21 protein-coding genes are annotated in these 24,874 nt (G+C 64.0%); 7 read left to right on the top strand and 14 right to left on the bottom strand.

The genetic code is table 11. From position 1 onward, the window contains the following. Nucleotides 1–70: 70 nt before the first annotated feature. The 3 genes from V6M89_RS26310 to V6M89_RS26300 all read right to left on the bottom strand — a co-directional run bounded on the left by V6M89_RS26310 (nucleotide 71) and on the right by V6M89_RS26300 (nucleotide 2,582). Nucleotides 71–1,030 carry a hypothetical protein gene (locus tag V6M89_RS26310; protein WP_332855974.1) on the bottom strand — a complete coding sequence of 320 codons (960 nt, stop codon included), beginning with the start codon at nucleotides 1,028–1,030 and terminating at the stop codon, nucleotides 71–73. An 85-nt stretch (nucleotides 1,031–1,115) separates the two neighbouring features. Further along, nucleotides 1,116–1,487, bottom strand: a complete 372-nt coding sequence (locus V6M89_RS26305) for a hypothetical protein (RefSeq protein ID WP_332855973.1) — start codon at nucleotides 1,485–1,487, stop codon at nucleotides 1,116–1,118. 36 nt (nucleotides 1,488–1,523) lie between these two features. Beyond that, complete coding sequence (locus V6M89_RS26300) at nucleotides 1,524–2,582, bottom strand: DUF475 domain-containing protein (RefSeq protein ID WP_332855972.1); 1,059 nt, start codon at nucleotides 2,580–2,582, stop codon at nucleotides 1,524–1,526. A 108-nt stretch (nucleotides 2,583–2,690) separates the two neighbouring features. On the opposite strand from V6M89_RS26300, the gene V6M89_RS26295 reads away from it, so the two are divergent. From V6M89_RS26295 to V6M89_RS26280, 4 genes are all read left to right on the top strand, one after another. Beyond that, complete coding sequence (locus tag V6M89_RS26295; protein WP_332855971.1) at nucleotides 2,691–3,113, top strand: divergent PAP2 family protein; 423 nt, start codon at nucleotides 2,691–2,693, stop codon at nucleotides 3,111–3,113. Between the two features lie 232 nt (nucleotides 3,114–3,345). Beyond that, nucleotides 3,346–4,569: an efflux RND transporter periplasmic adaptor subunit gene (locus tag V6M89_RS26290; protein ID WP_332855970.1), complete on the top strand. Its 1,224-nt coding sequence runs from the start codon at nucleotides 3,346–3,348 to the stop codon at nucleotides 4,567–4,569. A gap of 3 nt (nucleotides 4,570–4,572) precedes the next feature. Beyond that, nucleotides 4,573–7,797 (top strand): efflux RND transporter permease subunit, encoded by a 3,225-nt coding sequence (locus tag V6M89_RS26285; protein ID WP_332855969.1) that lies wholly within the window; start codon nucleotides 4,573–4,575, stop codon nucleotides 7,795–7,797. A gap of 227 nt (nucleotides 7,798–8,024) precedes the next feature. After that, nucleotides 8,025–9,437, top strand: a complete 1,413-nt coding sequence (locus tag V6M89_RS26280; protein ID WP_332855968.1) for an OmpP1/FadL family transporter — start codon at nucleotides 8,025–8,027, stop codon at nucleotides 9,435–9,437. 46 nt (nucleotides 9,438–9,483) lie between these two features. Here V6M89_RS26280 and V6M89_RS26275 read toward each other — a convergent pair whose 3' ends face one another. Beyond that, on the bottom strand, nucleotides 9,484–9,678 hold the full coding sequence (locus V6M89_RS26275) for a hypothetical protein (protein WP_332855967.1): 195 nt from the start codon (nucleotides 9,676–9,678) through the stop codon (nucleotides 9,484–9,486). Nucleotides 9,679–9,819: 141 nt separating this feature from the next. Between V6M89_RS26275 and V6M89_RS26270 the strand changes: the two genes are divergently transcribed. Beyond that, a complete protein-coding gene (locus tag V6M89_RS26270) occupies nucleotides 9,820–10,557 on the top strand; it encodes a hypothetical protein (protein ID WP_332855966.1) in 738 nt (245 codons plus the stop codon). A gap of 19 nt (nucleotides 10,558–10,576) precedes the next feature. Here V6M89_RS26270 and V6M89_RS26265 read toward each other — a convergent pair whose 3' ends face one another. Further along, complete coding sequence (locus V6M89_RS26265; RefSeq protein WP_332855965.1) at nucleotides 10,577–11,977, bottom strand: L-cystine transporter; 1,401 nt, start codon at nucleotides 11,975–11,977, stop codon at nucleotides 10,577–10,579. A 195-nt stretch (nucleotides 11,978–12,172) separates the two neighbouring features. Between V6M89_RS26265 and V6M89_RS26260 the strand changes: the two genes are divergently transcribed. Next, nucleotides 12,173–12,610 (top strand): hypothetical protein, encoded by a 438-nt coding sequence (locus V6M89_RS26260; RefSeq protein WP_332855964.1) that lies wholly within the window; start codon nucleotides 12,173–12,175, stop codon nucleotides 12,608–12,610. Here V6M89_RS26260 and V6M89_RS26255 read toward each other — a convergent pair. The 8 genes from V6M89_RS26255 to V6M89_RS26220 all read right to left on the bottom strand — a co-directional run bounded on the left by V6M89_RS26255 (nucleotide 12,603) and on the right by V6M89_RS26220 (nucleotide 22,905). Continuing rightward, nucleotides 12,603–13,973, bottom strand: a complete 1,371-nt coding sequence (locus V6M89_RS26255; protein WP_332855963.1) for a sensor histidine kinase — start codon at nucleotides 13,971–13,973, stop codon at nucleotides 12,603–12,605. The two genes, V6M89_RS26260 and V6M89_RS26255, sit on opposite strands and share 8 nt — an antisense overlap. Further along, nucleotides 13,970–15,394 carry a sigma-54-dependent transcriptional regulator gene (locus V6M89_RS26250; protein WP_332855962.1) on the bottom strand — a complete coding sequence of 475 codons (1,425 nt, stop codon included), beginning with the start codon at nucleotides 15,392–15,394 and terminating at the stop codon, nucleotides 13,970–13,972. Before V6M89_RS26250 ends, V6M89_RS26255 begins: the two co-directional genes overlap by 4 nt. Before the next feature lie 14 nt (nucleotides 15,395–15,408). Further along, nucleotides 15,409–16,614: an ABC transporter permease gene (locus V6M89_RS26245; protein ID WP_332855961.1), complete on the bottom strand. Its 1,206-nt coding sequence runs from the start codon at nucleotides 16,612–16,614 to the stop codon at nucleotides 15,409–15,411. After that, the gene (locus V6M89_RS26240) at nucleotides 16,614–17,852 is read right to left on the bottom strand and encodes an ABC transporter permease (RefSeq protein ID WP_332855960.1); all 1,239 of its coding nucleotides are present in this window, start codon (nucleotides 17,850–17,852) and stop codon (nucleotides 16,614–16,616) included. The genes V6M89_RS26245 and V6M89_RS26240 overlap by 1 nt, the downstream gene beginning before the upstream one ends. Before the next feature lie 9 nt (nucleotides 17,853–17,861). Beyond that, nucleotides 17,862–18,524, bottom strand: a complete 663-nt coding sequence (locus V6M89_RS26235; RefSeq protein ID WP_332855959.1) for an ABC transporter ATP-binding protein — start codon at nucleotides 18,522–18,524, stop codon at nucleotides 17,862–17,864. Between the two features lie 30 nt (nucleotides 18,525–18,554). Continuing rightward, nucleotides 18,555–19,802 (bottom strand): efflux RND transporter periplasmic adaptor subunit, encoded by a 1,248-nt coding sequence (locus tag V6M89_RS26230; protein ID WP_332855958.1) that lies wholly within the window; start codon nucleotides 19,800–19,802, stop codon nucleotides 18,555–18,557. 270 nt (nucleotides 19,803–20,072) lie between these two features. Then, on the bottom strand, nucleotides 20,073–22,262 hold the full coding sequence (locus V6M89_RS26225; RefSeq protein WP_332855957.1) for a TonB-dependent siderophore receptor: 2,190 nt from the start codon (nucleotides 22,260–22,262) through the stop codon (nucleotides 20,073–20,075). A gap of 76 nt (nucleotides 22,263–22,338) precedes the next feature. Continuing rightward, entirely contained in the window at nucleotides 22,339–22,905 is a 567-nt protein-coding gene (locus tag V6M89_RS26220; RefSeq protein ID WP_332855956.1) for a GNAT family N-acetyltransferase, read from the bottom strand. Between the two features lie 99 nt (nucleotides 22,906–23,004). Here V6M89_RS26220 and V6M89_RS26215 point away from each other — a divergent pair, with 99 nt between their 5' ends. Next, nucleotides 23,005–24,210: a DUF418 domain-containing protein gene (locus V6M89_RS26215; RefSeq protein ID WP_332855955.1), complete on the top strand. Its 1,206-nt coding sequence runs from the start codon at nucleotides 23,005–23,007 to the stop codon at nucleotides 24,208–24,210. A 32-nt stretch (nucleotides 24,211–24,242) separates the two neighbouring features. On the opposite strand, the gene V6M89_RS26210 is transcribed toward V6M89_RS26215, so the two are convergent. After that, nucleotides 24,243–24,839 (bottom strand): IMPACT family protein, encoded by a 597-nt coding sequence (locus V6M89_RS26210; protein WP_332855954.1) that lies wholly within the window; start codon nucleotides 24,837–24,839, stop codon nucleotides 24,243–24,245. Nucleotides 24,840–24,874: the final 35 nt, after the last annotated feature.

Raw genomic sequence — 24,874 nt, 5'->3', positions numbered from 1 at the left:
GGTCCCCCATTTGAGCATGAGCTCGGCTAAACAGCCGAGCTCATGCTCAAATGGGGGACCTGACCCCGGGTTAGTAGCTGTAGCCCAGGCCGACCAGCAGCAGGTCGGCGTCGCGGTGGTAGTCGGTGACGACGCGGTTCAGCGACAACGTGCCGACTACCCGCTTGGTGAAGTGGTAGCGGCCCGCTACCGACACCAGCCCCGCCTTGTGCGAGCGCGTGCCCGGCACGTCGTGCACCTCAAACGCCAGGTACGGCCCCACGCCCATCCCCAGCTCCACTTCGCGGTTCAATGAACGGATCAGCCACAGCTGCGTCGCCACGCCGGTGCGGTGGGTGCCGGCCGAGGTGCCTTCGCTGAGCCCGGTTACCGTCCAGTCCACATAGCGCCCGACCGCGCGCCGGTATTCGATGCTGGTGGCCTTGGATCGCTCAGACTCCAGGCTGTTGACGATGCTTTGCCCGGCCAGCACCGTCACGGTGTCGTCGGTCGACTTGCCGCCGTCCAGGTGCAGTTTGTCGCCGCGCACGCTGTCGAAACGGTAGCCAAAGCCCACCAGCAGCGAGGTGGTCGGATCCTTGGCGCCGGTCGGTATGACGCGGTTGATCTGCACCTGCGTGTACCAGCGGTTGGGGTGGTGCCAGGTGGCTTGCACGCTGTAGATCGGCGCCCAGCCGTGGTCGTTGATGTAGGGCTCGCCGCTGCCGCCGCCGGGACGGGAGGTGTCGAAAAAGTAGTACTGGCCCACGCCCACGCCCCAGGACAGGCCCTGTTCGCTGATGTGCGAACGCAGCCACACCTGGGCCGACACGCCGTCGCGATGGTGGTTGTGCGGATGGCCTTCGTTCAGGTAGCCCAGGCTCAGCGCCAGGTAGTCGCCCACCGGCTGCGCGTAGTTGACGCCGACCGCGAACGAGTTTTCATTGGTGCCGCTGACGCGCAGGGCGCCGCCTTGCATCGACAAGTCCTGGCCATGGGCGGCAGCGCCCGCCAGCAGGGCGGCGAGCAGGAGGGGGAGACGTTTGGGCATAGGTGGTTTCGGTTTCTGTCAGGAATACTGCTGAGATTACCGGAAACTCAGGAAGTACCGCGCCATATTGCTGGCGCGGCAATAATCACGGCTGAACCTGAACCTTGGTGATGTAGTACTCGGTCTCGCCGAAGCACTGGCTGGGCACGCCCTTGTGCTGGGCGTAGCTCAGCACCACGCGCTTGCCGGTGGCCGACATCAGCTGCTGGGCGACGGCGTCGTCGCGCACGCTGAATTCGAATTTCTCGGGGATGGCGCCCGGCATCGAGGTCAGCAGGATCTCGCCTTCCCAGGTCTTGCAGACCCAGCCCCGGCTGGAGAATTTCTGCAGGTAGCCGGCCCGTTCGCCGTCCGAGTAGGACACGTGCAGCATGACCCAGGTGTAGGCCAAGAAGATCAGCAGGGCGGCGACCAGCAGGCCGACGAGGTAGAGCGTTACGCGTTTGGAAGTGGTCATGGATCGCTTGGGTTGGGTGCAATGTTTTTAATCTTATCACGCGGCCAGCCGGCGTTTGTAGAGGATCGATGACCATAGCGCCACGCCGATGAAGGCCACCCCCGATAAACCGGTGAACCATTCCGGGATGTGGTATTTGACGCTGGCCAGCATGATCAGCGCCAGGATGCCGATGGCGTAGTGGGCGCCGTGCTCCAGGTAGACGTACTCGTCCAGCGTGCCCTTGTGCACCAGGAACACCGTCAGCGAGCGCACGAACATGGCGCCGATGGCCAGCCCCAGCATGATGATGACGACGTCGCTGGTGATGGCGAAGGCGCCGATCACGCCGTCAAAGCTGAACGAGGCGTCCAGCACTTCCAGGTAGAGGAAGCCGCCGAAGCTGCCGCGCGCCACCGTCGCCACCACCGCGCCGACGCCGGCCTCGGTGATGTCGTCATCCTCTTCCGGCGGCTCTTCCTCCAGCAGCGTGCTGATCCAGCCGACCGCCAGGTACACCGCCACGCCGACCACGCCGGCCGTCAGCACCGTGTACTTTTCCTCCACCGGCACCAGGCCGACGCAAGCGAACACCGCACCCAGCGCCACCAGAACGGCCAGCGTTTCGGTGCCGTGCTGGCCCATTTTTTTCTCCATCCAGCCCAGCCAGTGCAGCTCTTTTTCCTCGTCAAACAGGAAGTTCAGGAACACCAGCAGCAGGAAGGCGCCGCCGAAGGCCGCCACCTGGGCGTGGGCGCCGGTCAGGTGCCTGGCGTATTCGACCGGGTTGGCGGTGGCCATCTGCCACACGTCCACCAGGCCCAGGCCGGTGGCCAGCGAGACGATCAGCAGCGGGAACAGCAGCCGCATGCCGAACACCGCGACGACGATGCCGACCGTCAGGAACAGCTTTTGCCAGAACGCATCCCAGTGCCGCAGCACCGAGGCGTTGACCACCGCGTTGTCGAAGGAAAGCGACACTTCCATCACGCCCAGCACGGCGGCCACCCACACCGCCTGCAGCAGGCCGGTGGCGCCGCCGTGGGCGTAGCCCCACCAGGCGGCCAGCGCCATCAGGATGAAAGTGACGGCAAATGAGATTCTGAAGTGTTGCATCGTTGTTTTTATTGAAAGGGAATAATGGGCTGAATTCTATAATACTTGCTTCCGCCGCTGTAGGGCCATCTGCGATAATTGCGGCACTAAAATGCAAAGGAACCACCGATGGACATCGCTTACCTCGTCACCCCGCTGATTACCTGGATCACGGTCGGACCGATCAAGTTTCTGATTAATAGCGCCAAGGCGCGCAAGTGGGCGTTCAACCTGGTCGGCAACGGCGGCTTTCCCAGCAATCACAGCGCGGTGGTGTCCAGCATGGCGACCCTGATCGCGCTGCGCGAGGGGATTAGCAGTCCGGCGTTCGGCGTGGCGGTGACGCTGTGCTTTATCGTCGTCATCGACGCCAACAGCCTGCGCCAGCACGTCGGCAAGCAGGCGGCGGCGATCAACCGCCTGGCTAAAGATGACGGCGGCCACACCTGGCTGCGCGAGCGCATGGGCCACACGCTGGTGGAAATCGGCGGCGGCTTGTGCACCGGTATCGCCATCGCCCACGCCATACACGCCATCTTCGGCCGCGGCTGATCCGCGCCACCGGCGGGTCGCGCCGCCGGTTTCCCTGTTCTTTTGGCCGGTCCCGGCTATTCTGACATTTCACCGTTTATCCCAGCATTTGGCAATTCAGCCACGTTTTTTGCCGTCCAGTCGCACGTTGATTGACCGATAACGGACAGTCGGAGATACTCTGCGCCCTGTAGTCTGGCTAAAATTTTAATAAGTAGTCGAGCACCCCCGTGCCACTTTCTCGGAGAACTGTATGTTGCGCAAAACCCTTCTAGCTCTCGCCGTCGCTTCAGCCCTGGTTGCCTGCGGCAAGTCCTCCAAGGAGCCTGAAAAGGCAGGCGCCAGCGCCTCGGCCACCGCGTCCAAGGACGGCAAAGACGGCAAGGATGGCAAGTCCGCCACCCCGGCCGTGCTGTCGCTGGCCCCGGAAGACATGCTGACCATCGAAACCAACGCGCTGGCGTCGGGTCCGGTGATCACCGGTTCGGTCCAGCCTGAACGCAAGGCCGACCTGCGCGCCGAAGTGAGCGCCGTGGTGTTGCAAGTAATGAAGGAAAACGGCGAAGCCGTGAAGAAGGGCGACATCCTGGTGCGCCTGGACGAAACCTCGATCCGCGACGCCCTGAACTCGGCCGACGAAGCCACCCGCGCCGCCCAGCAAACGCTGGAGCAGGCCACCCGCATGTTCGAGCGCCAGAAAACGCTGCGTTCGTCCGGCATGGTGTCGACCCAGGCGCTGGAGGATTCCGAGATCCGCCGCAACAACGCCCAGAGCGAGCTGGCCGGCGCCAAGTCGCGCTCGGTGGCCGCCCACCAGCAGCTGACCCGCACCCTGGTGCGCGCGCCGTTCGACGGCATCGTCAGCGAGCGCAAGGTGTCCAACGGCGACACCGCCGCCGTCGGCAAGGAACTGATCAAGGTGATCGATCCATCCAGCATGCGCTTCGAAGGCCTGGTGTCGGCCGACAAGATCGGCGAGGTCAAGGTTGGCCAGCAGGTCTCCTTCCGCATCAACGGCTACCAGAACCGCGACTTCAGCGGCCGCGTCAAGCGGGTCGATCCGTCGGCCAACGCGGTCACGCGCCAGGTTGAAGTGCTGGTCGAGTTCGCCGGCAAGGACATGCCTGGCGTGGCCGGCCTGTACGCCGAAGGCCGCGTCGAATCCAACGTCGCCAACGCCTTGATGATTCCCGATTCGGCGCTGGTGGTCAGCGGCGACCATACCTACACCTGGCGCGTCAACGGCAAGGCGCTGGGCAAGGCCACGCTGAACATGGGCGTGCGCGATCCGCGCACCGGCCAGTGGGAAGTCCGCAGCGGCCTGGCCGCCGGCGACCGCGTGCTGCGCGTGCCGAACTCCGGCTACAAGGACGGCCAGGGCGTCGAGCTGACCGCACCGAAAGTGGCGGCGTCCGGCAACGGCGCGGCCCAGGCGTCGGCGGCGCCGGCCTCAAGCACCGCAGCGAAAGGGAACTGATCCATGTTCTTATCCGATTTCAGTATCAAACGGCCGATCGCGACCATCGTCCTGATTGTCGCCATGATGTGCCTGGGCTTGCTGGCGCTGAAGAAGCTGCGCGTCAACCAGAACCCGGACGTCGAGGTGCCGTTCATCATCGTCAGCGTGCCGTATCCGGGCGCCTCGCCCGACACGGTCGAGCGCGAGATCGTCAACCGCCTGGAGAAGCCGCTGCAGGCGATTTCCGGCGTGACCAAGCTGGAGAGCTCGGCCGACGAAGGCTCGGCGCAGATCTTCATCGAGTTCAGCTTCAAGAAGAACCTGATCGAAGCGTCCGACGAGATCCGCAACGCGATCGCCTCGGTGCGCTACAAGCTGCCGCTGGAGATGCGCGAGCCTATCCTGCAGCGCATCGATCCGGCCTCGGATCCGGTGATGCAGATCTCGCTGTCGTCGACCAGCCAGAGCCACGCCGAGATTTCGCGCCTGGCCGAGGACATGCTGTCGGACCGCTTCCGCGCGGTGGACGGCGTGTCGCAGGTGAAGGTCAACGGTTCGCTCAAGCGCGAACTGTCGGTGCTGCTGCACGCGGAAAAACTGCGTGAATACAACGTCTCGGTCAGCGAGGTGGTCAACGCGCTGCGCAACCAGAACACCAACGCACCGGTGGGCAAGGTGCGCGGCGTGCTGGACGAGAAGAGCATCCGCCTGGTGGGCCGCATCATCACCCCGCGCGAATTCGAGAGCGTGGTGGTCAAGCGCCGCGGCGACGAAGTGGTGCGCCTGGCGCAACTGGCCACGATCGAGGACGGCTTCGCCGAAATCAACGGCCTGAGCGTCCGCAGCGGCAAGCCCAACGTCGGCATCGCCATCTCCCGTTCGCGCGACGCCAGCACGGTGTCGGTGGCGGCCAAGCTGCGCGAGGAAATCAAGGCGGTCAACACCACGCTGCCGGCCGGCACCAAGCTGGAAATCACCCGCGACGGCGGCGACGAGTCGCAGCGCAGCCTGAACAACGTGATCGAATCGCTGGTGCTGGGCGCGGTGCTGACCATTTTCGTGGTGTACGCCTTCCTGAACTCGTGGCGCTCGACCCTGATCACCGCGCTGAGCCTGCCGACCTCGGTGGTGGCGGCCTTCATCGCGGTGTGGCTGTGCGGCTTCACGCTGAACTTCATGACCCTGCTGGGCCTGTCGCTGGCGATCGGCGTGCTGATCGACGATGCCATCGTGGTGCGGGAAAACATCGTGCGCCATATGCAGATGGGCTCGGACCGCCGCACGGCGGCGCTGAACGGCACCGCTGAAATCGGCATGGCCGTGGCCGCGACCACCTTCTCGATCATCGCCGTGTTCATTCCGGTGGCCTTCATGCCGGGCATTTCCGGCGAATGGTTCCGTCCGTTCGCGCTGACCGTGACCTGCTCGGTGCTGGTCAGCCTGGGCATTTCGTTCACGCTCGATCCGATGCTGTCGGCCTACTGGGGCGACCCGGTCGACCACCACACGGCGCCGAAAAAAGGCCTGGGCAAGATGCTGCAGAAGTTCAACGACTGGTTCGACCACCAGTCCGACCGCTACGGCCGCGTGATCGCCTGGGCGCTGCACCATCGTCGCTGGATGGCGGCGATCGCCTTCGGCACCTTCGTCGGCGCCATCGTGCTGCACGCCAAGTGGGGCGGTTCGAGCTTCCTGCCTGCGGCCGACCGCAGCACCATCGCCGTCGACGTGCGCATGCCGCCGTCGGGCAGCGTGGAGATTGCGCGCCGCAAGATGGAAACCATCGCTGCCATCGCCCGCACGATCCCTGAAACCAAGGACACCAACTCCAACATCAACGCCGGCGGCGGCCGCATCTACCTGGATATCGGCAAGCGCCAGTACCGCAAGCGCACCGCGTTCCAGATCGGCGCCGAGCTGCGCGAGAAGATGAGCCATATCGCCGGCGCCGAGATTTCGGTGATCGACGACCTGGGCAACCAGGGCAAGCCGGTGCAGATCGAATTCACCGGCCCGGATTCGCGCCGCCTGATGGAGATCACCAACGCCTACATGGACAAGCTGCGCCAGATCCCGGGCGCGGTGGATGTCGGCCTGTCGCAGCAGGATCCGAAGAACGAGTTGCAGATCGAACTCAATCGCGGCCTGGCCAACTCGATGGGCATTTCCGTCAACGATGCGGCGCAATCGCTGCGGGTGGCGTTTGCCGGCGTCGAAGTGGGCGACTGGGTCGATCCGACCGGCGAATCGCGCGACGTCGCGGTGCGCCTGGCGCCGGAAGATCGCGTCAGTGCGGAAAACATCGAGCGCCTGCCGATCTCGGTGACCGGCACCAACCAGATGGTGCCGCTGGACCAGATCGCCACGATCACGATGGGCAAGGGCCCGTCCACCATCGAGCACAAGAACGGCAAGCGTACCGTGACCGTGTCGGCCAACGTGCAGGGCCGTTCGCCGGGCGAGGTGAACGCCGACGCCATGAAACTGGCCAAGGCCATCGACTTCCCGCCCGGCTACGGCCTGGACCAGGGCGGCGACGGCAAGAACCAGAGCGAGCTGTTCACGGAAATGGGCATCGCGCTGGTCATGGGTATCGGCCTGATGTACCTGATCCTGGTCATGCAGTTCGGTTCGTTCACGGCGCCGGTGGCGGTGATGCTGTCGCTGCCGCTGTCGCTGATCGGCGTGGTGCTGGCGCTGCTGGTCACCAAGAGCACGCTGAACCTGATGAGCTTTATCGGCGTCATCATGCTGATGGGCCTGGTCGCCAAGAACGCCATCCTGCTGCTGGATGCGGCGCGCAAGCGTGAGGAAGAGGGCTACGGCCGCGAGGATGCGCTGATGTATGCGGGCCGCATGCGTCTGCGTCCGATCCTGATGACCACGTTCGCGCTGATCGCCGGCATGTTCCCGGTCGCGCTGGGCCTGGGCGAGGGCGGTGAGTTCTACCGTCCGCTGGCGATCGCCATCATCGGCGGCACCATCACTTCGACCATCCTGACTTTGCTGGTGGTACCGACTTTTTACGACAGCATCGAGATCGCCAAGGACCGCGCCATCGCCAAGTTCCACCGCCGCGCAGTGCGCTGGACGGCCGGTCCGGCCCTGGTCATGACCCTGGTCGAGGGCCTGCTGACGCTGATCTTCGTGCGATTTGTGTTCCGCATGGTGATGTGGGTGGTGTTCAAAGTAACCGGCAAGGGCGGCCGCGGCATGCCGCCGGCCGGGGCGCTGGACCCGCACTAAGTCGTTGTTTTATCGACACTAAAAAAGGACCTTCGGGTCCTTTTTTTACTTCTGGTATGCAGAGCATCTGCTCGGTTTCAAGGTTTTAATTAGTGTTTACACTCTAACGACTTGCCTTTTGTTTCGTTTTATAAATGTAGTATGCTGCTGGCCTTCCTGCACCGGTTTTGGCGCAAGAATCCAGAAAAACCTGGCGCAGTGCCGCCACTTATAAAAGCGAGACCACCATGCAACACAAATACCTCCCCCTGATCATTGCCGCCGCACTGAGCGCCATGTCCGCCGGCGCCAACGCGTCCGGCTATCGTTTCGGTTCGCAGAGCGTTGCTGCCCAAGGCACGGCTGACTCCAGCGCCGCCGAAGCCAACGATGCAACCACCATCTTCTACAACCCGGCCGGCATGTCCCGCCTGGATGGCATGCAGATCAGCGCCGGCGCCACCATGGTCGTGCCGCACTCGACCTTTACCGACAGCGGCTCGACCCGTTTCACCGGCACCCCGACCGGCGGCACCGCTGCCAGCGACTACGTGCCTAAACAGGTCACCGCGCCATCGTTCTACCTGAGCAAAAAACTGAACGACAAGTGGGCCGTCGGCGTTGGCATGTTCGTGCCATACGGCACCAAGATCAGCTACGGCGACACCTGGACCGGCCGCTATGCGCTGTCCGACGTCAAGCTGGAATCGGTCACGCTGAACCCGTCGGCTTCGTTCAAGCTGAACGAACAGCACGCCTTCGGCTTCGGCATCGATGCCGAATTCATGAAAGCCAACCTGGGCCAGGCCGTCGACGTGCCGGGTTCGGTTGCAGCGCTGGCGGGCACGCCGAATGCGGCCGCGCTGGCCAAGCAGATCGCTCTGCTGGGCGGCAATCCCAAACTGCTGGGCGCGACCAAGGACGCGCACGGCTCCAACGATGGCAAGGACTGGGGCTGGGGCTTCAACCTGGGCTATCTGTTCACGCTGGACCAGAACACCCGCTTCGGCCTGACCTACCGCTCGTCGATCTCGCACCAGCTGCGCGGCAGCACCGTGTGGGACTTCTCGAAAGTGACCTCCGATCCTATCGTCAACGGCGTGCTGCAAGCCGCGTCGCACAAGGCCAACTCGGCCGCGCTGGTAGCGCTGCGTACGCCTGAGACGCTGTCGGCCAACGTGTTCCACCAGTTCGACTCCAAGTGGGCCGGCATGGCGGACGTGACCTTCGTGCGCCACAACCGTCTGGGCGACCTGGACATCCAGTTCCCAGGCACCACCGAAGGCGCTGAAGTCATTCGCCAGCAGTGGAAGAACACCGTGCGCGTTTCGCTGGGCGGCAACTACGCCTACAACGAAAACCTGACCCTGCGCGCCGGCCTGGCCTACGACGAATCGCCAGTCAAGAACGCCGAGCTGACCCACCCAGCGCTGCCGGACAGCGACCGCATGCAGTATTCCTTCGGCGCCAACTGGAAGCTGAATGCCCGCTCGTCGATCGACCTGGCCTACAGCTTCCTGGACTTCAAGGACGCGCAGATCAACTACACCAACGCCTGCAACCCGCTGGCGACCACCTGCACGGGTAACGGCGAAACCACCCGCGGCACGTTCAAGACCCACCTGTCGCTGATCGGCGTCGCCTACAACTACAAGTTCTAAGTCAGAACGTGGTAGCGAAAAGGACCTTCGGGTCCTTTTTTTACGCCTATTGATTGGTGGTGGGTGGCGGCGCGCTGCTTTGTTGCGCCGGTGGCGTCGTGGCGGGCGTGGCCGGTTCAGGCGTGGTCACGCTGGGTGTGGGCGGCTGGTCCGCCGGGCGCTTGTTGCAGCCGCCCAGCAAGGCGACCGACATGGCCGCGCCCAGTAAAACCAGGGAGGTTTTGGGTAGGGAAGTCATCATTTTTTCCTTTCAGCTAAGGGAGAAAAATTAGACCGCGCCGCCGGCCGGCGGTTCCCTCGATGATAGTTACTATTGAATAGATTTTGCATATGGCAACAATGTTAGGCTGCCATCTATTCCAACCAACTGAAGCGAAACTCCATGACCGTGAATTTATCGAAAAAAGCAGTGCCTGCGGCGCTGCTGGCAATGACCTTGGCCGCCTGCGGCGGCGGTGGCGGCGGTTCCGCCTCGACCCCTGTCACACCGCCGGTGCTCGCCAGCTTCCCCGTGCAGCAGGCGCTGGGTTATGCCTACACCCATGGTCTGCAGTCGAGCCTGACGATAACGGGCACCACCAGCAACGGCTCCACCGTCATTCCGTTGACGGGCACGCTCAGCTACAAGCTCGGTGTTGCGGTCAATGCGACGTTCAACGGCGCGGCCGCGCTGCAAGCCACGGAAACCGTCAGTGGATTATTGAACGGCGCCGGTGTTTCGCAACCGCTGACCATTTCCAGCCAGTTGTATGTGAACGCCCAATACGCGCCGATCGGCTCGACCGAATCGGGCGACTATTGCCTGGCGACCAGCTCGCCGGGCTATCCGGCCACGGCCACCGCCGGACAGAGCGGCGATATCGCGTCCTTCAGCTGCTACACGGACAGCAGCCGGCGCACGCTGACCAGCACGCAAAAGATCACGTATGCCACGACGGCGGGCAGCGACAGCGGCACTCTCAATTTCCAAATGCTGAGCAACGTGGCCGACGCCGCGGGCAAGCCGGCGGCCACCACCACCACGACCTACGCCATCTCGGCCGCCGGCATTCCGAAACTGATACGGGTGCAGATGACGGGCAGCGAAAGCGGCATCAACGTCGACCTCGACGCGAAATAAGCGCCGGCGGCTCGGTCGCTCAGGCGGCCTTGCGGTCGCTGTCGATGGGCAGCTCGGCGTCGCTGTTGAAGACGGCCAGGTCGGTCTCGCCCAGCACCCGGCTGGTGACGGTGCCGGCGGCGATCGAGCCGCTGACGTTGAGCGCGGTGCGGCCCATGTCGATCAGCGGTTCGATCGAGATCAGCAGGCCGGCCAGCGCCACCGGCAGGTTCATCGACGACAGCACGATCAGCGCGGCAAAGGTGGCGCCGCCGCCGACCCCGGCCACGCCCACCGAACCGATGGTGATGATGGCCAGCAGCGGCGCGATAAAGCTCAGCGTGAACGGATCGATGCCGACGGTGGGCGCGATCATCACCGCCAGCATGGCCGGGTAGATGCCGGCGCAGCCGTTCTGGCCGATGGTGGCGCCGAACGAGGCGGCGAAGTTGGCGATGCCTTCCGAGGTGCCCAGGCGCAGCGTCTGCGTCTGCACGCTCATCGGGATGGCGCCCGCGCTGCTGCGCGAGGTGAAGGCGAAGGTCAGCACCGGCAGGATTTTCTTCACGTAGCGCGCAGGGTTGAGGCCGGCGCCGGCGACGATCGCCAGGTGCACGCAGAACATCAGGATCAGCGCGCTGTACGAGGCCAGCACGAAGTCGATCAGGTGCAGGATGTCGGTGTAGCTGGAGGTCGACACCACCTGCGCCATCAGCGCGAACACGCCGTAGGGCGTGAGCCGCAGCACCAGCGTGACGATGCGCATGACGATGGCGTGCGCGACCTGGATGAAGCGCTCGAAGCTGGCGAACATGTCCGGCTTCTTGTCGTGGATGCCGGTGGCGGCGATGCCGATGAACACCGAGAAGATCACCACCGCGATGGTCGAGGTCTTGCGGCCGCCCGTCATGTCGAGGAAGGGATTGGCCGGGATAAAGCTCAGCAGCATGCTCGGCAGCGAGATCGCCTGCGCCGCCTCGACCTTGCCTTGCAGGTAGACGCCGCGCGCGACGTCGGCGGTGGAGGCGGTCAGGCCGACCGCGCTCAGCTGGAACAGCTTGGCCATCAGGATGCCGAGGCCGGCCGCGATCAGCGTGGTCAGCATCAGCAGGCCGATGGTCAGCGCGCTGATCTTGCCCAGCGAGTTGATGCCCTTGAGCTTGATGATGGCGGAAATGATGGACACCATAATCAGCGGCATGATGATCATCTGCAGCAGCTTGACGTAGCCGGAGCCGACGATGTCGAGGTAGTCGCCGGTGGTCTTCAGTTCGGTCGCGCTGGCGCCGTACAGCGCTTGCAGCACGGCGCCCAGCAGCACGCCCAGCCCCATGCCGGTGAATACCCGCACCGAAAAGGACGCGTGGCGGCGCTGCTGTGCATACAGCGCGCCCAGCAAGGCCAGTGCCGCCAGCAGGTTGAGAATTACGTTGATCGTCATGGATGGCCCTTTGCTGCCCGAGTGAAGCGCTTATTTTATATGCGAATGCCGATCAGTACGCTGGCGCCATCCGCTAAAAGGCGAATATTTGGCGATATCCTTATGCAGTTTTCATTCCAGGTCCGAGGCCGGTTGTCCTGATGAGGGCGTTTCGCTTATATAATCGCAGCACATTCAATTCATGGAAGAGCTGCGATGAAATCCCTGTTGGCCCTGATGTTAGTCTCGAGTGCGGCCATGGCCGATGATGGCGCCATGCTGCGTTGCCGCCAGTTGACTGACGGTCCTGCGCGCCTGACGTGCTACGACGCGATCCAGCTGGGTGCGCCGGCCGCGGCGATATCGGCGCCGCCGGCCAAGGTGGAGCTGGAGCGCAGCTTTGGCGCGGAAAGCCTGGCGACCACCATCAAGCTCGATTCGATCGAAAGCAGCATCATTGGCAACTTCGATGGCTGGGTGCCCAAGCAGCGCATCCGCCTGGCCAACGGCCAGGTGTGGATGATCAACGACGACAGCCAGGAAGACCTGAACCTGGTCAATCCCAAGGTCAAGGTCGAGCGCGGCCTGATGGGCGCGATCTACATGGACATCGACGGCGCCCGCACCGCCCCGCGCGTCAAGCGTATCAAATAACCCCGCTGGGTTGCAGCCAGATGTCGAAGCGGGTCGTGCCCTGGCCGGTGGCGGCCAGGCGGTAGGCGAAGCCGTGCCGGTTCAGCACTTCGCGCACAAATAGCAGGCCGATGCCCTGGCCGCCTTTCTTGGTGGTGAAGAAGGGCGTGAACAACTGCCGCGCCGGCACGTCGCCCAGCAGGTCGCCGGAGTCGATCACCGACAGGCGCACGCCGTCGGCCTCGCTGGCCAGCACGAACTCGATTGTCTTCTCGCCGGCCTCGCCGGCCGCATCAGCCGCCCGCGCTTCCACCGCTTCCATCGCATTCTTGACCACGTTCAGCAGCGCCTGTTCCATCAGGTGACGGTCGAGGGCGATCGCCGGCACCTCGTCGCAGCGCTGCCAGGCGATGCGGATGCCGCGGCTGCGGCACGGTTCGCGGTACAGGTAGAGGATGTCGTCCATGATGTCGCGCACGGCGTTGGGCCGCAGCTCCGGCGCCGGCATCTTGACCACCCGCGTGAAGCGTTCGATGAACTCGCCCAGGCTGACGTTGCGACGCTTGACGGCGACGATGGCGGTGCTGAAGTCCTCGCCGTCGCGCTCGGCCAGCTGGCTGCGGTAGTACAGCAGCGAATCGAGCACCGAGCCGGTGGCCGCCACCGTGTTGTTGACCTCATGCGCCAGCACGCGGATCAGCTTGTCGTAGGTGGCTTTCTCCGAGCTTTCCAGTTCCTGCGTCAGTTCCTCGATCAGCAGGAAGTGGCGGGCGAAACCACGATCGTAGAAGTGGCCGCGCTGGCCACGGTAGCGGCGGCCGTCGGTGTCGGTCAGCAGCTGGCTGTCGCCCAGCGGCAGCGCGTCGAGCTGGGCCAGCAGGCCGGGATGGTGCAGGTCGGCGTCGGCCGGCAGGCAGGCGGACAGCGGCTTGCCCTTGGCGTCGTCCAGCTTGAGCAGCGCGTGGGCGCTGGCGTTGAGCAGGCTGATGCGGCCGTCGAAATCGAACACGATCACCGCGCTCGGGGTCGCCTCCAGCAGGCGGTCGAGGAAGCCTTGTTGTTCGCCCAGCTGCAGGCGCTCCTGGTACAGCGCGCCCAGCATGGTGTTGAACAGCTGGACCAGTTCGTTCAACTGCGGATCGCCGCTTTGCTGCAGGCGCGCCGCGTAGTGCTGGTCTTGCAGCAGGTCGTGGAAGTGGCGGGTGTAGCCCAGCGGCTCCAGCGCGCGCCGGATCAGCATGACGCCCAGCGCAAAGCTCAGCAGCACCACCGCCTCCAGCCCCAGCATCAGCAGCGGCGCCTGGCGGAACAGGGTGATGGTCAGGCCCAGGAACAGCAGGTGGGCGGCGGTCAGGTAGCCGTACAGGCTGCGGCGCAGGCTCATGCGCGCGCTTCGTGGTCGGACTCGGGCGCGGCGTCGCTGCCCAGGCCGTGCCGCTCCAGCCGCCGGTACAGCGCGGTGCGGCTCAGGCCCAGCGCCTTGGCCACGCGCGAGATATTGCCCTGGTGCTGCTCCAGCGCCTTGGCGATCATGTGGCGCTCCACCTGTTCCAGCGTCATGCCGTCCACGCCCAGGCTGCCCGAACGCGGCACGCCGCCGCCGTCGTTTTGATGCTGCTCGGCGGCGATGAAGTCGGCCTGTTTCAGTTCGCTCTTGCCGACCAGCAGCAGCGTGCGCTCCAGTGTCTGCTTGAGCTGGCGGATATTGCCCGGCCACGGCTGCGCGCTCAGCCATTCCAGCGCGGCCGGCGCGATGGTCGCCGGACCCAGGCCATAACTTTCCGCCACCTGGACTATGATGTGGCGCGCCAGCAGCGGAATGTCGCTGCGCCGTTCGCGCAGCGGCGGCAGGCGGATGGTGATCAGGTTGAGGCGGTAGAACAGGTCTTCGCGGAACTCGCCGCTGGCCACCAGCTCGGCCAGCTCGCGGTTGGTGGCCGACACCACGCGGATGTCGGCCCGTTCCATGCGGCTGGCGCCAACGGCCTGGTAAGTCTGGTCCTGCAGCACGCGCAGCAGCTTGACCTGGTCGGCGCGGTTCAGCTCGCCGATCTCGTCGAGGAACAGGGTGCCCTCGTGCGCGCTGGCGACGTGGCCCTTGCGGTCGGTCTTGGCGTCGGTGAAGGCGCCGCGCACGTGGCCGAACATTTCGCTTTCAAACAGCGACGGCGTGATCGCCCCCATGTTGATCTTGACGATGGGCCGCGCCGCGCGCGGGCTGTTGCGGTGCAGGGCGTCGGCGATCAGCTCCTTGCCGCAGCCGCTCTCGCCCAGGATCAGCACCGGCGCCTTGGTGGCCGCCACCTGGACTATGGTCGACAGCACCTTCAGCAGCCGTGGATGCTCGCCGACGATGCCGCTGAAATCGAACTGGGCGTCGAGCGCCGCGCGCGTCGGACAGCCGGCCGGGGCGGGCGCGGCGGTGTCCAGCGTGGTGCGGATCAGCTCCACCAGCTGGGCGTTGTCCCAGGGCTTGGTGAAGAAGTTGGCGGCGCCCGCCTGCACGCCCTTGACCGCCAGCGCGATCGAGCCCCAGGCCGTCATCAGCAGCACCGGCAGCGACGGTTGCAACTGCTTGATGTCGGCCAGCAGCTGCAAGCCTTCCTCGCCGCTGGTGCGCAGCGAGAAATTCATGTCCTGCAGCACCAGGTCGGCCGGCTGGCGCGCCAGCTGCGCCAGCGCCTGCTGCGGATCGTCGCAGCACACGGTGTCGAAGCCGGACTGCTTGAGCAGCAATGCCAGCGACACCTGTACCGCGCTGTCGTCGTCGACGATCAGGATGCGTTGCTTGGGGGATGATTCCATCGATTCAAACAGCCTTATTCATAGTGCAGCGCCTGGGTCGGGCTCAGGCGCGCGGCGCGCCAGCCCGGATAGAGCGAACAGAGCAAGGATAGCAGATAGATCACGCCGGCCGATAGCGCGGTCGACATCAAAAACACCGTCCAGTTCAGGCTGTCGCCCAGCACGCCGGTCAGCGGCAGCTGCACCAGCAACAGCAGCGCGATGAAGATGGCGCCCGAGCTGAGCAGCATCTGCTCGACGATGATCTGGCTGTAGATATGGCCGGAATCGGCGCCGATGGCGCGCCGCAGGCCGATCTCCGGAATACGCTGGGTGGTGTTCTGCCATAGCACGCCGAACAGGCCGAACGCGACCATCACCAGCAGGAAGGCGGCGATCACCGCCAGCACCGTCAGCGGTATGGTCTGGGCCTTCAGCATCGAGGTGCGCATGTCGACCGTCGGCGAAATGGTGTAGCTCCAGTCGTTGCGCACCAGCTTGAGCTGGCGGTTGAGCGCCGCCTCGAAGGTGCGCGGCGTGCCCGGCCGCACCTTGAGCTGGATCGCGTCCAGCGAACCGCCTTCGCCGCCGATCTTGTGGCGCACCAGCATGAAGTTGGTCGGCGACATGAATTCGCCCTGGCTGCGGAATTCCTCGACGATGCCGACCACCTTGTACTGCTTGAGCGCCTTCTTGGGATGGTCCTCATCCTCGCTGAATACCTGGCCCAGCCCTGGCTTGCCGTCGAACAGCTGCTGCGCCAGGCGGCGGTTGATGACCACCGGCTGCTCGGCCGCGCCGTCGTCCGCCCTGGAGAACCAGCGGCCTTCGGCCAGCGTCATATTGGCCACGGCGGGAAATTCATCGCTCATCTGGAACAGGTTGGAGACGAACTTGCGTTTGCCTTCGCGCAGCGTGAATTCGCTGGTCCAGTTCGACGACTGGTACACCGGGAAGCTGGTGAAGCTGACTTCCTGCACCTCCGGCAAGGTCTTCAGGCTCTGGCGCAGCTTGTCGTAGATCTGCGGATCGGCTTCGATGCCGCCCTCGGTGCGGGCGTTGAGCGAGACCGACCATACGTCCTGGTAGCTGAAGCCGGTCGGCATCTGGTACAACTGCCAGCTGCGCAGGGCGAAGGCGCTGATGGCGAACACCACCACGAAGGCCAGCAGGATCTCCAGCGACAGCATCATATTGCGCGACTTGCGCTTCCAGATCAGTTTCAGTAAGTGGCGCAGCATTATGCGGCTCCTTTCAAGGCGTGGACGGGGTCGAGGCGGGACATTTTCCAGGCCGGCAGCACGCCGGACAGCAGGCCGAAGATGGTCGCCAGCAGCAAGCCCATGCCGAACACGGCCAGGTTCAGTTCCACATGCAGGTAGGGGATCAGGCCCGAGCCTTCCAGCCACCACAGCACCACGCGCGCGCAGGCCAGGCCGATCAGGCCGCCGGCCAGGCACAGCAGCACATTCTCCAGCACCAGCTGGCGCACCAGGTGGGCGCTGGTGGCGCCGAAGGCCTTGCGCACGCCGATCTCGCTGCTGCGCTCGAGGATGCGGCCGGTGTTCAGGTTGACCAGGTTGAGCGCCGGCAGCGCCATGAACAGCAGCATCAGGCCACCGATGATGAGCAGCAGCGTGCCGGCGCCGGAATCGGCCCCTTCCTTCTGCAGCAGCATGCGGGCGAACAGGTCGATCTTGCTGTCGCCCCAGATGCGGGCGATGTTGAATTGCTTGGGATCGTCGAACACCACAGTCTTGGCGGCGGCTTCGATGTCGCGCCGGATGCGCGGCAGGTCGGCGGCGTTGTGCGCCAGCACCAGCATGGCGAAGTTGCCGAACATCTGGCTGCGGTAATCGGTGGACGGGAAGGTGGTGATGGGCGCCCAGATGTCGGCGAAGGCGTTGATGTGCATGACGTCCTCGACCACGCCGATGACGGTGAAGTACTGGCCGCCGATGCTGATCTTCTGCGCCAGCGCCGGCAGGCCGGGGAACAGCTGGCGCGCGGTGCTGGCGTTGATCACGGCCACGAAGCGGCCCTGGTCGACGTCGGCCTGGTCCGGCACGCGGCCTTGCAGCACCTTGAAGTCGAGGATCTTCCAGTACTCGGCGTCGGTGCGGCGCATCAGCAGTTCGCTGACGCGGCCTTCCTGGTAGACCGACACGGTTTCCGGCATGGTGACGGCCGATACCGCCTCCACGCCCGGCAGCGGCTTGATGTATTTGTCGATCAGCTTGAAGCCGAGCGGGCTGCGGCGCACGCTCTTGTTCTCGGTGTGGCGGGCCTCGACCATGATGGCCTGCACGAAGCTCTCGCTCTTGCCTTCGACGCCGGTGGGGTAGAAGGCGTTTTGCAGCAGCGCCGTGACCACCAGCAGCACCACCAGGGTCAGCACGATGCACAGCAGGTTGATCGCGGTGAATAGCTTGCGGCGCATGAAGACCTTCCACGCGGTCAGCAGATAGTTCCTGAACATGGCGTCTCCTTAGGCGACCAGCTGGCCGTCGAACACGCGTACGATGCGGCTGGCGCGCTTGGCTTCCTGCTCGTCGTGGGTCACCATCACCACGGTCGTGCCTTCGCTGTTGAGCTTGAGCAGGATGTCCATCACTTCCTGGCCCATTTTGCTGTCCAGGTTGCCGGTCGGTTCATCGGCCAGCAATATCTGCGGCTGGCCGACGATGGCGCGGGCGATCGCCACGCGCTGCTGCTGGCCGCCCGACAGCTGGTTGGGGTAGTGGTCCATGCGGGCGCCGAGGCCGACCTTTTCCAGCGCCTCGCGCGCCAGCCGCTGGCGCTTCTTGGCCGACAGGTCGCGGTACAGCAGCGGCAGCTCGACGTTGTCGATCACGCGCAGGTCGTTGATCAGGTGGAAGCTCTGGAAGATGAAGCCGAAGGTGTTGTTGCGCAGCTTGGCCACGTGCTTGTCCTTGTACGAGGCCACCGGCGCGCCGCCCACGTGGATGGCGCCGCTGCCTGGACGGTCCAATAGGCCGATCAGGTTCAGCAGCGTGCTCTTGCCGCAACCGCTGGGACCCATGATGCAGACGAATTCCGATTTCTCGACGTGCAGGTCGATGTCTTTCAGGGCCAGGGTTTCGACTTTGTCGGTTTGATAAGTTTTGCTGACTTTGCTCAGGCGTATCATGATGCGGTCCTTTCGATGCGGTGATTGGGGCTATTGGGCGACGCGGATGCTGTCGCGCTCCTTGTAGCGGGTGGTGTCTGAAATGATGAGGCGGTCGCCGGCACGGGCGCCGGCCAAAATCTCCACGGCCTTGCCGTCGCTGGCGCCGATGTTGAGCGTGGTCTTGCGGGCCAGGCCGTCGCGCACCACGAAGATGTCTTGCGGGCCGCGGCCGTTGAAGGCGGGGCCGTAGTCGGCCAGCAGGGTGTTCTGCTTTTGCTCGGTGACGATGTTCACTTCCACCCGCAGCTTGTTGCGCAGCATGGGGTGGCTGGGCTGGGCCAAGGTGACCAGCAGCTTGACCGTGCCGTTCTGGATCTCCGGCAGGATGGTCTGCACCACGCCGTCCAGCCGTACATTGCCCTGCTCGACGCGCACCGCCTGGCCGGCGCTGAGCGCGCGGGCGTGGAAGTCGGACAGCGAGGCTTCGACCTTGTAGTTGCTCAGCTCGGAGACCTTGGCCACCAGCTGGCCGGTGGCGAGGCTGGCGCCCTCATCGGCCAGCAGCCAGCTCAGCATGCCGGCGAAGGGCGCGCGCACCTGGGTCTGCGCCAGCAGTTCCTGTTGCTGTTGCAGCTGCTTTTGCAGGATGTTCTTTTGCAGCCGCGCGCCTTCGATGCTGGACGAGGTGACGCGCTTGCCGTCGTCGATCTGCTCGTGCTGCTGGCGCAGCTGGATCTCGGTGCGCTTGACGTTCAGTTCGGCCGTCAGCAGATCCTCGGCCGAGACGCCGCCGGCCTTGCGCAGCGTCTGGTAGCGGCCCAGCTTGACGCGCGTCGCCTGCAGGTCCAGCTCCAGCAGTTCGATGGCGCTGACGATCTGCTTGCGTTTCTGTTCCATTTCCAGCGTCAGCGCCAGGATGCGGTTTTCCTGCTGCGCCAGTTGTTCGCGGAGGCTGTCGATCGCCAGCACGATGGTGCGGTTGTCCAGTTCCAGCAGCAGCTCGCCGGCCTTGACTTGCTGGCCCAGCTTGGCGTGGACCTTGGCGACATGGGTCTGGATCGGACTGGAGACCAGTTCCTCGTGGACCGGGATGACGATGCCGGAGGCGTTGATGGTGTTGGCGATATTGCCGACGCGGACTTCGGCCAGCAGCACGCTGCCGGCGTCGACGCTGGGGCTGACCACGCGATTGATGCCCCACGCGGCGGCGCACAGCGTGGCCAGCGCGGCGGCCAGGACCATGACGGTCTTGCGCCGGCGGCCGGAGATGATCGAAGGGTTGAGCGCCTGGTCCATGGGGATGCAATAGTGAGCTGAAGATGTGTTCACTATTGCAATTGCCGTGCCACATGGCACGGATGGCCGCAAAGCCAGTCAAATCAAGGCTCTGGCGCGCGGCCGCCGGCCGGGGCGGTGGAGCGCGCCTGCCCGTCTCCGTTCAACACCGTCCGGAAACGGACACCCCCGCGCGCGTCATTCCCGCGCAGGCGGGAATCTATAGAACGCGGATGCGCGTGCTCGGCATGGATCCCCGCTTTCGCGGGGATGACGGTGCGGGGGGCTGGCTCAGAAGCGGTACTTGAGGCTCAGCGCCGCGCTGCGCGGGGCGGCGTAGGTGATCGCGCCGTAGGCGGCGAACATGCCGAAGTGCCGCTTGTCGAGCGCGTTGTTGAGGTTGAATTGCGCCGACCACTGGCGGTCGATGTCGTAGCGCGCCATCAGGTTCACCAGCGCGTAGGCCGGCTGCTCGAGCTGGCCGTTGCTGTTGGCCGGCGCGTTCGGATCGGCCGTGTAGCTGCGGCCTTCCCAGTTGACGCCGCCGCCCACGGTCAGCGCCTTCCAGTCGCCCGGCAACTGCCAGGTGGTGAACGCGCGCAGCAACTGGCGCGGGTAGACGCTGTTGATGTCCTTGCCGGCCGCATCCTCGGCGTGGAAGCGGGTGTAGCCGATGCTGGCGTTCCAGCCCTTGGTCAACTGGCCGGCGATGTCGAACTCGACGCCGCGGCTGGTGGCGCCGGTGGCGGCGCGGTACCAGGCCTCGGGCGCCAGCGGTCCGCCGTCGTCGCGGTCGACCAGGCCGGCTTCCTGGCCCAGCTTGTTCTGCTTGATCTGGAACAGCGCGAACGAGGCGTTCAGGCGGCCTTCAAAGAACTCGCCCTTGATGCCGGCCTCGGCGCTCTTGCCTTCGATCGGATCGAGGTTCTTGCCGCTGTAGTCCTTCAGGTTCTGCGGCTGGAAGATGCTGGTGTAGCTGGCGTAGGCCGAGTAGTTGTCGTCGAGGTCGTAGACCAGGCCGGCATACGGCGTCACCTGATGGTCGTGCTTGAGCTGGTAGGCGGCAGCGTAGCGGCCGTAGCCGGTCTTGTCGTAGTCGGTCAGGCGGGCGCCGACGATCAGCTTGAGCGGATCGGCCAGCGAGAAGCGCGCCACGCCGTACAAGGCTTGCTGCTTGGTGACGCTGCTTTCGTAGAACTGGGCGGCGCTCCATTTCGGTTCCGGATAGCTGCCGCTCCAGGTGTTGAAGTTGCCCACGTCCGGGGTGCCGCCGGCGCCGAAATCGGCGTCGTAGCTGTCGGTGTTGAACTGCTGTTTCGAATGCATGTAGCCGAACGCCGCCTCATGCTTGCGGCCGCCCAGCGTGAACGGGCCGTTGGCGTGCAGGCCGATGTCGTCCTGCTTGGTATGCGTATGGTAGGCGCCGGCAAACGCGCCCATGCCGAGGCCGGTGATGCGGTCGGGGATGCCGGACAAGTACAGCAGCGCGGAATCGGCCTTGCGGTCGCCGTGGCTGTAGGTGGCGCGCAGCTTCCAGCCGTTGTCGAATTCATGTTCGAGGTTGGCGAAGAAATTGTCGTACTCGGTGCCCCAGCGGGTCCAGTTCGCGGCCGAGGTTTTCGAGATGTCCCAGTTGGTCTTGCTGCCGTCGGTGTACCAGTAGGGCAGGCCGCCCCACATCGGTCCCTTGGGGGCGGTCTTCTGGTGGCTGTAGCCGGCCGACAGCAGCGTCTTGCGGCCGAGGTCCGCTTCAACGGTGCCATACAGCGTATGGCTGTTCTTCGTCATCAAACTGGCCCAGTTGTCGCCGGCCTGGTACTCGCCGACCACGCGCGCGCGGACCGTGCCGGCCTGGTTCAGTGGAGTGGAAATGTCGGCCATGGCGCGGCGCTCGCTCCAGCTGCCGATACCAATCTCGGCCGAGCCGGTCAGCTCCTTGTTGCTGGCGCGCTTGCGCACCAGGTTGATGGCGGCGGACGGATTGCCGGCGCCGGTCATCAGTCCGGTGGCGCCGCGCACCACTTCCACGCGGTCGTAGGTGGCCAGGCTGCCCAGCACTTCGCCCGAGCTCCACGGCTGGTCCCAGGTGGTGGGTACGCCGTCGATCTGCAGATTGTCGATGTCGAAGCCGCGCGCGGTGAAGCCGGCGCGGTTGGTTTCGTATTGATTGACCGAGACGCCGGTGACGTTGTTGACGACGTCGGTGATGGTGACCAGGTTCTGGTCTTCGATGCGCTGCTGGGTGACCACCGAGATCGATTGCGGCGTGTCGCGCAGCGCCATGCTCAGGGGCAGGGCGGTCCTGGCCTTGCCGGTGGTGTAGGAGCCCGTGCCTTCGGTGGTGGCGCCCATGCCCTGGCCGCGGATTTCAATCTGCGGCATGACCGCCGTGGCCGCTTCAGCCGCTATCTGCGCGTGCGCCGCCAGGGGCATGGCCAGCCCCATCAATACCGCCAGATTATCCAACTTATGCTTGTCCATCCGTATCCCGTAAAAAGACGAGAGTGGGGCTGGCGGCGGCGGGCTTCTCAGTTAAATATGCGAATGATAATCATTCTCATATGATTGTGTCAAGGCGTTTGCTCATGCCGGTGAAGGCGAAGCTGTTGCCGTCGATGCGGAACAGGTCGGGGATTTCGCCGGTTTGTTCGAAGCCTTTGCTTTGGTAGAGGCGGATCGCGGGTGCGTTCACGGACAGCACTTGCAGGTCGATCCATGCGCGTTGCGCCGATGTGCGCGCCCATTGCGCGGCGTGGTCGATCAGGCGGCTGCCCAGTCCGAGTTGGCGGAAGGCGCGGTCCACGCCCATGCCCAGCACACAGCGGTGGGTAGCGTAGCGCTCTGGATGGGCGCGCAGGTCGAGGTGGCCGGCGATGCGGCCGTCGGCGGTGCGCGCCAGCCAGAAGCGGCGCCAGCCGGGCGCATCCAGCGGCGTCTGCATGCCGGTGCGGAAAGCGTCGACCTTGTCGGCTGGGAGGCGTGATTCCGCGCGCGACAGCGGCTGGAAATACGCGGTGTCGCCCTGGCCGTTGTCGGACAGGTGATCGTTGATGTAGAGGAGAAAATCGTCGAAGCCGGCAGGCTCCAGCAGGTCGATGTGTAGGTCGGTGTGTAGTTGGCTCATCGATAAAGTGTAGCAATTTTTTTGGGGGGGCGCTCCACTGGGAGCGTTTCCACTTTACACTTGGCATTCTGTTCACTTTGCTAAGGTTGATGGAATTCCATGAACACCAATGCTACCCGTCTGGATGTGATCGACGCCTTGCGCGGCTTTGCCATCGTCTCGATCATGCTTCTGCACAATATCGAGCACTTCGATTTCTACTTTCTCCCGTCCGGATTGCCGCCCTGGCTGATGGTGGTGGACAAAACGATCTGGGATAGCCTGTTTTTCTTGTTCGGCGGCAAGTCTTACGCGATCTTCGCGCTATTGTTCGGAATGACGTTCTACATCCAGGATCATAGCCGTTCCTTGCGCGGCCAGGACTTCCTCGCCCGCTTTGCCTGGCGCATGGTGTTATTACTGGGTTTCGGCCTGTTCAATTCCATGTTTTACCACGGCGATATACTCAGTATTTATGCCGTGCTGGGATTGGCTCTGATACCGGTGGCGCGCTTGCGCAATGGCGTGGTATTGGGCATCGCGGTGTTCTTATTGCTGTTGCCGCACGCATGGGTGGAATTCTTCCAGGCCTTGCCACATCCCGACGAGAAACTCGCCGATCCCGCTTCCTGGGCATATTTCGGCCGCGCCGAAAAGTATATGGCGCATGGTTCGGCATTCGAGGTATGGCGGGGGAATTTAAGCAACGGGAAAATCGGCGTCATCCGCTGGAGCTGGGAAAATGGTCGCGTATTCCAGATACCGGCATTATTCATGTTGGGTATGCTGGCCGGCCGTTTATCACTGTTTATTCAATCCGAAGCTAACCGGGTATTCTGGCGTAAAACCTTGCTGACGGCGGCGCTGGCGTTTATCCCGTTGTATCTGTTGAAAACCTTCCCCGATGCCTGGCATATCGGCGCGGCGGTGCGCCGTCCATTGTTGGTGATCGTTACTTCATGGTCGAACGTGGCGTTCATGGTGGTGCTGGTATCCAGCTTTACGCTGCTGTCTTATTCCGGTAATTGGTTGCGGATATTCTCGCCGCTGGGCCGCATGAGTTTGACCAGCTATGTGGTGCAATCGATCGTCGGCACATCGATTTATTATGGCTTCGGCCTGGGGATGTATCAATACACCGGCGCCAGTTTCGCGCTGGCGATAGGATTGACGCTGGCGTTGCTGCAAAGGCAGTTCAGCGTGTGGTGGTTGGGCCGCCACAAGCAGGGACCGCTTGAAACGCTGTGGCACAAAGCCACATGGATTGGTTCTCATAGTGAAGTCGTGCCAAATATTGGCGCGAATATACCAAAAAACAGCTTGTGAAGAGCGGCCGACGGCGACGGCCATTCAACGCTTTATTCGTCGTCGGGAGCGATCCATTGAATGCGGCCATGTCCGGCTTCATTCAATCGGTGGACCAGTTGCGCGGCTGCGCTATCGGGAAGGCTGAATTCAAACTGCACATGGTCGGAATGGGCGACATTATCAAGGGTGGCGCCGGCCAATTCAATTTCACGCCTGATCATGCCCTCCATCGCATAGGGCGCGGTGCAGGTCAGGTATTGCAGCTTGATAATCGCGATTTTCTCGGACTTTAATAATGCCTGGGCTACGCTGTCGGTATAAGCGCGCACCAGTCCGCCAGCGCCCAATTTAACGCCACCGAAATAGCGGACCACGGTGGCTAATACCCCTTCGAGGTCCTGGTGGCGTAAAACATCGAGCATGGGACGGCCGGCGGTACCGCTGGGTTCGCCGTCATCGACCGCCGCCGATTGGCCACCGGCTAATAATGCCCAACAAACATGGGCGGCGCCCGGATGTTGCGCCCATAACTCGGCCACCACCTTTTGCGCGGCGCTCCGATCCGTCATCGGCTGAACGCAGGCAATAAAGCGGCTTTTTTTAATCAGCAATTCGTGGTGAACGGCGGAGGCGAGGGAGAAGGGCATGGCGGGATTTCTGGCACGGCGGCGGTATAAACCGG

This window comes from Duganella sp. S19_KUP01_CR8 (genome assembly GCF_036688705.1).
In the GTDB taxonomy this organism is placed as follows: domain Bacteria; phylum Pseudomonadota; class Gammaproteobacteria; order Burkholderiales; family Burkholderiaceae_D; genus Rugamonas.
Note: the sequence above shows the minus strand (reverse complement) of the source record. Positions and strands in the feature narration are given on the sequence as shown.

Coding starts and splice junctions, on each gene's coding strand:
- V6M89_RS26310 (WP_332855974.1), bottom strand. CDS start 1,030: ATGCCCAAACGTCTCCCCCTCCTGCTCGCCGCCCTGCTGGCGGGCGCT.
- V6M89_RS26305 (WP_332855973.1), bottom strand. CDS start 1,487: ATGACCACTTCCAAACGCGTAACGCTCTACCTCGTCGGCCTGCTGGTC.
- V6M89_RS26300 (WP_332855972.1), bottom strand. CDS start 2,582: ATGCAACACTTCAGAATCTCATTTGCCGTCACTTTCATCCTGATGGCG.
- V6M89_RS26295 (WP_332855971.1), top strand. CDS start 2,691: ATGGACATCGCTTACCTCGTCACCCCGCTGATTACCTGGATCACGGTC.
- V6M89_RS26290 (WP_332855970.1), top strand. CDS start 3,346: ATGTTGCGCAAAACCCTTCTAGCTCTCGCCGTCGCTTCAGCCCTGGTT.
- V6M89_RS26285 (WP_332855969.1), top strand. CDS start 4,573: ATGTTCTTATCCGATTTCAGTATCAAACGGCCGATCGCGACCATCGTC.
- V6M89_RS26280 (WP_332855968.1), top strand. CDS start 8,025: ATGCAACACAAATACCTCCCCCTGATCATTGCCGCCGCACTGAGCGCC.
- V6M89_RS26275 (WP_332855967.1), bottom strand. CDS start 9,678: ATGATGACTTCCCTACCCAAAACCTCCCTGGTTTTACTGGGCGCGGCC.
- V6M89_RS26270 (WP_332855966.1), top strand. CDS start 9,820: ATGACCGTGAATTTATCGAAAAAAGCAGTGCCTGCGGCGCTGCTGGCA.
- V6M89_RS26265 (WP_332855965.1), bottom strand. CDS start 11,977: ATGACGATCAACGTAATTCTCAACCTGCTGGCGGCACTGGCCTTGCTG.
- V6M89_RS26260 (WP_332855964.1), top strand. CDS start 12,173: ATGAAATCCCTGTTGGCCCTGATGTTAGTCTCGAGTGCGGCCATGGCC.
- V6M89_RS26255 (WP_332855963.1), bottom strand. CDS start 13,973: ATGAGCCTGCGCCGCAGCCTGTACGGCTACCTGACCGCCGCCCACCTG.
- V6M89_RS26250 (WP_332855962.1), bottom strand. CDS start 15,394: ATGGAATCATCCCCCAAGCAACGCATCCTGATCGTCGACGACGACAGC.
- V6M89_RS26245 (WP_332855961.1), bottom strand. CDS start 16,614: ATGCTGCGCCACTTACTGAAACTGATCTGGAAGCGCAAGTCGCGCAAT.
- V6M89_RS26240 (WP_332855960.1), bottom strand. CDS start 17,852: ATGTTCAGGAACTATCTGCTGACCGCGTGGAAGGTCTTCATGCGCCGC.
- V6M89_RS26235 (WP_332855959.1), bottom strand. CDS start 18,524: ATGATACGCCTGAGCAAAGTCAGCAAAACTTATCAAACCGACAAAGTC.
- V6M89_RS26230 (WP_332855958.1), bottom strand. CDS start 19,802: ATGGACCAGGCGCTCAACCCTTCGATCATCTCCGGCCGCCGGCGCAAG.
- V6M89_RS26225 (WP_332855957.1), bottom strand. CDS start 22,262: ATGGACAAGCATAAGTTGGATAATCTGGCGGTATTGATGGGGCTGGCC.
- V6M89_RS26220 (WP_332855956.1), bottom strand. CDS start 22,905: ATGAGCCAACTACACACCGACCTACACATCGACCTGCTGGAGCCTGCC.
- V6M89_RS26215 (WP_332855955.1), top strand. CDS start 23,005: ATGAACACCAATGCTACCCGTCTGGATGTGATCGACGCCTTGCGCGGC.
- V6M89_RS26210 (WP_332855954.1), bottom strand. CDS start 24,839: ATGCCCTTCTCCCTCGCCTCCGCCGTTCACCACGAATTGCTGATTAAA.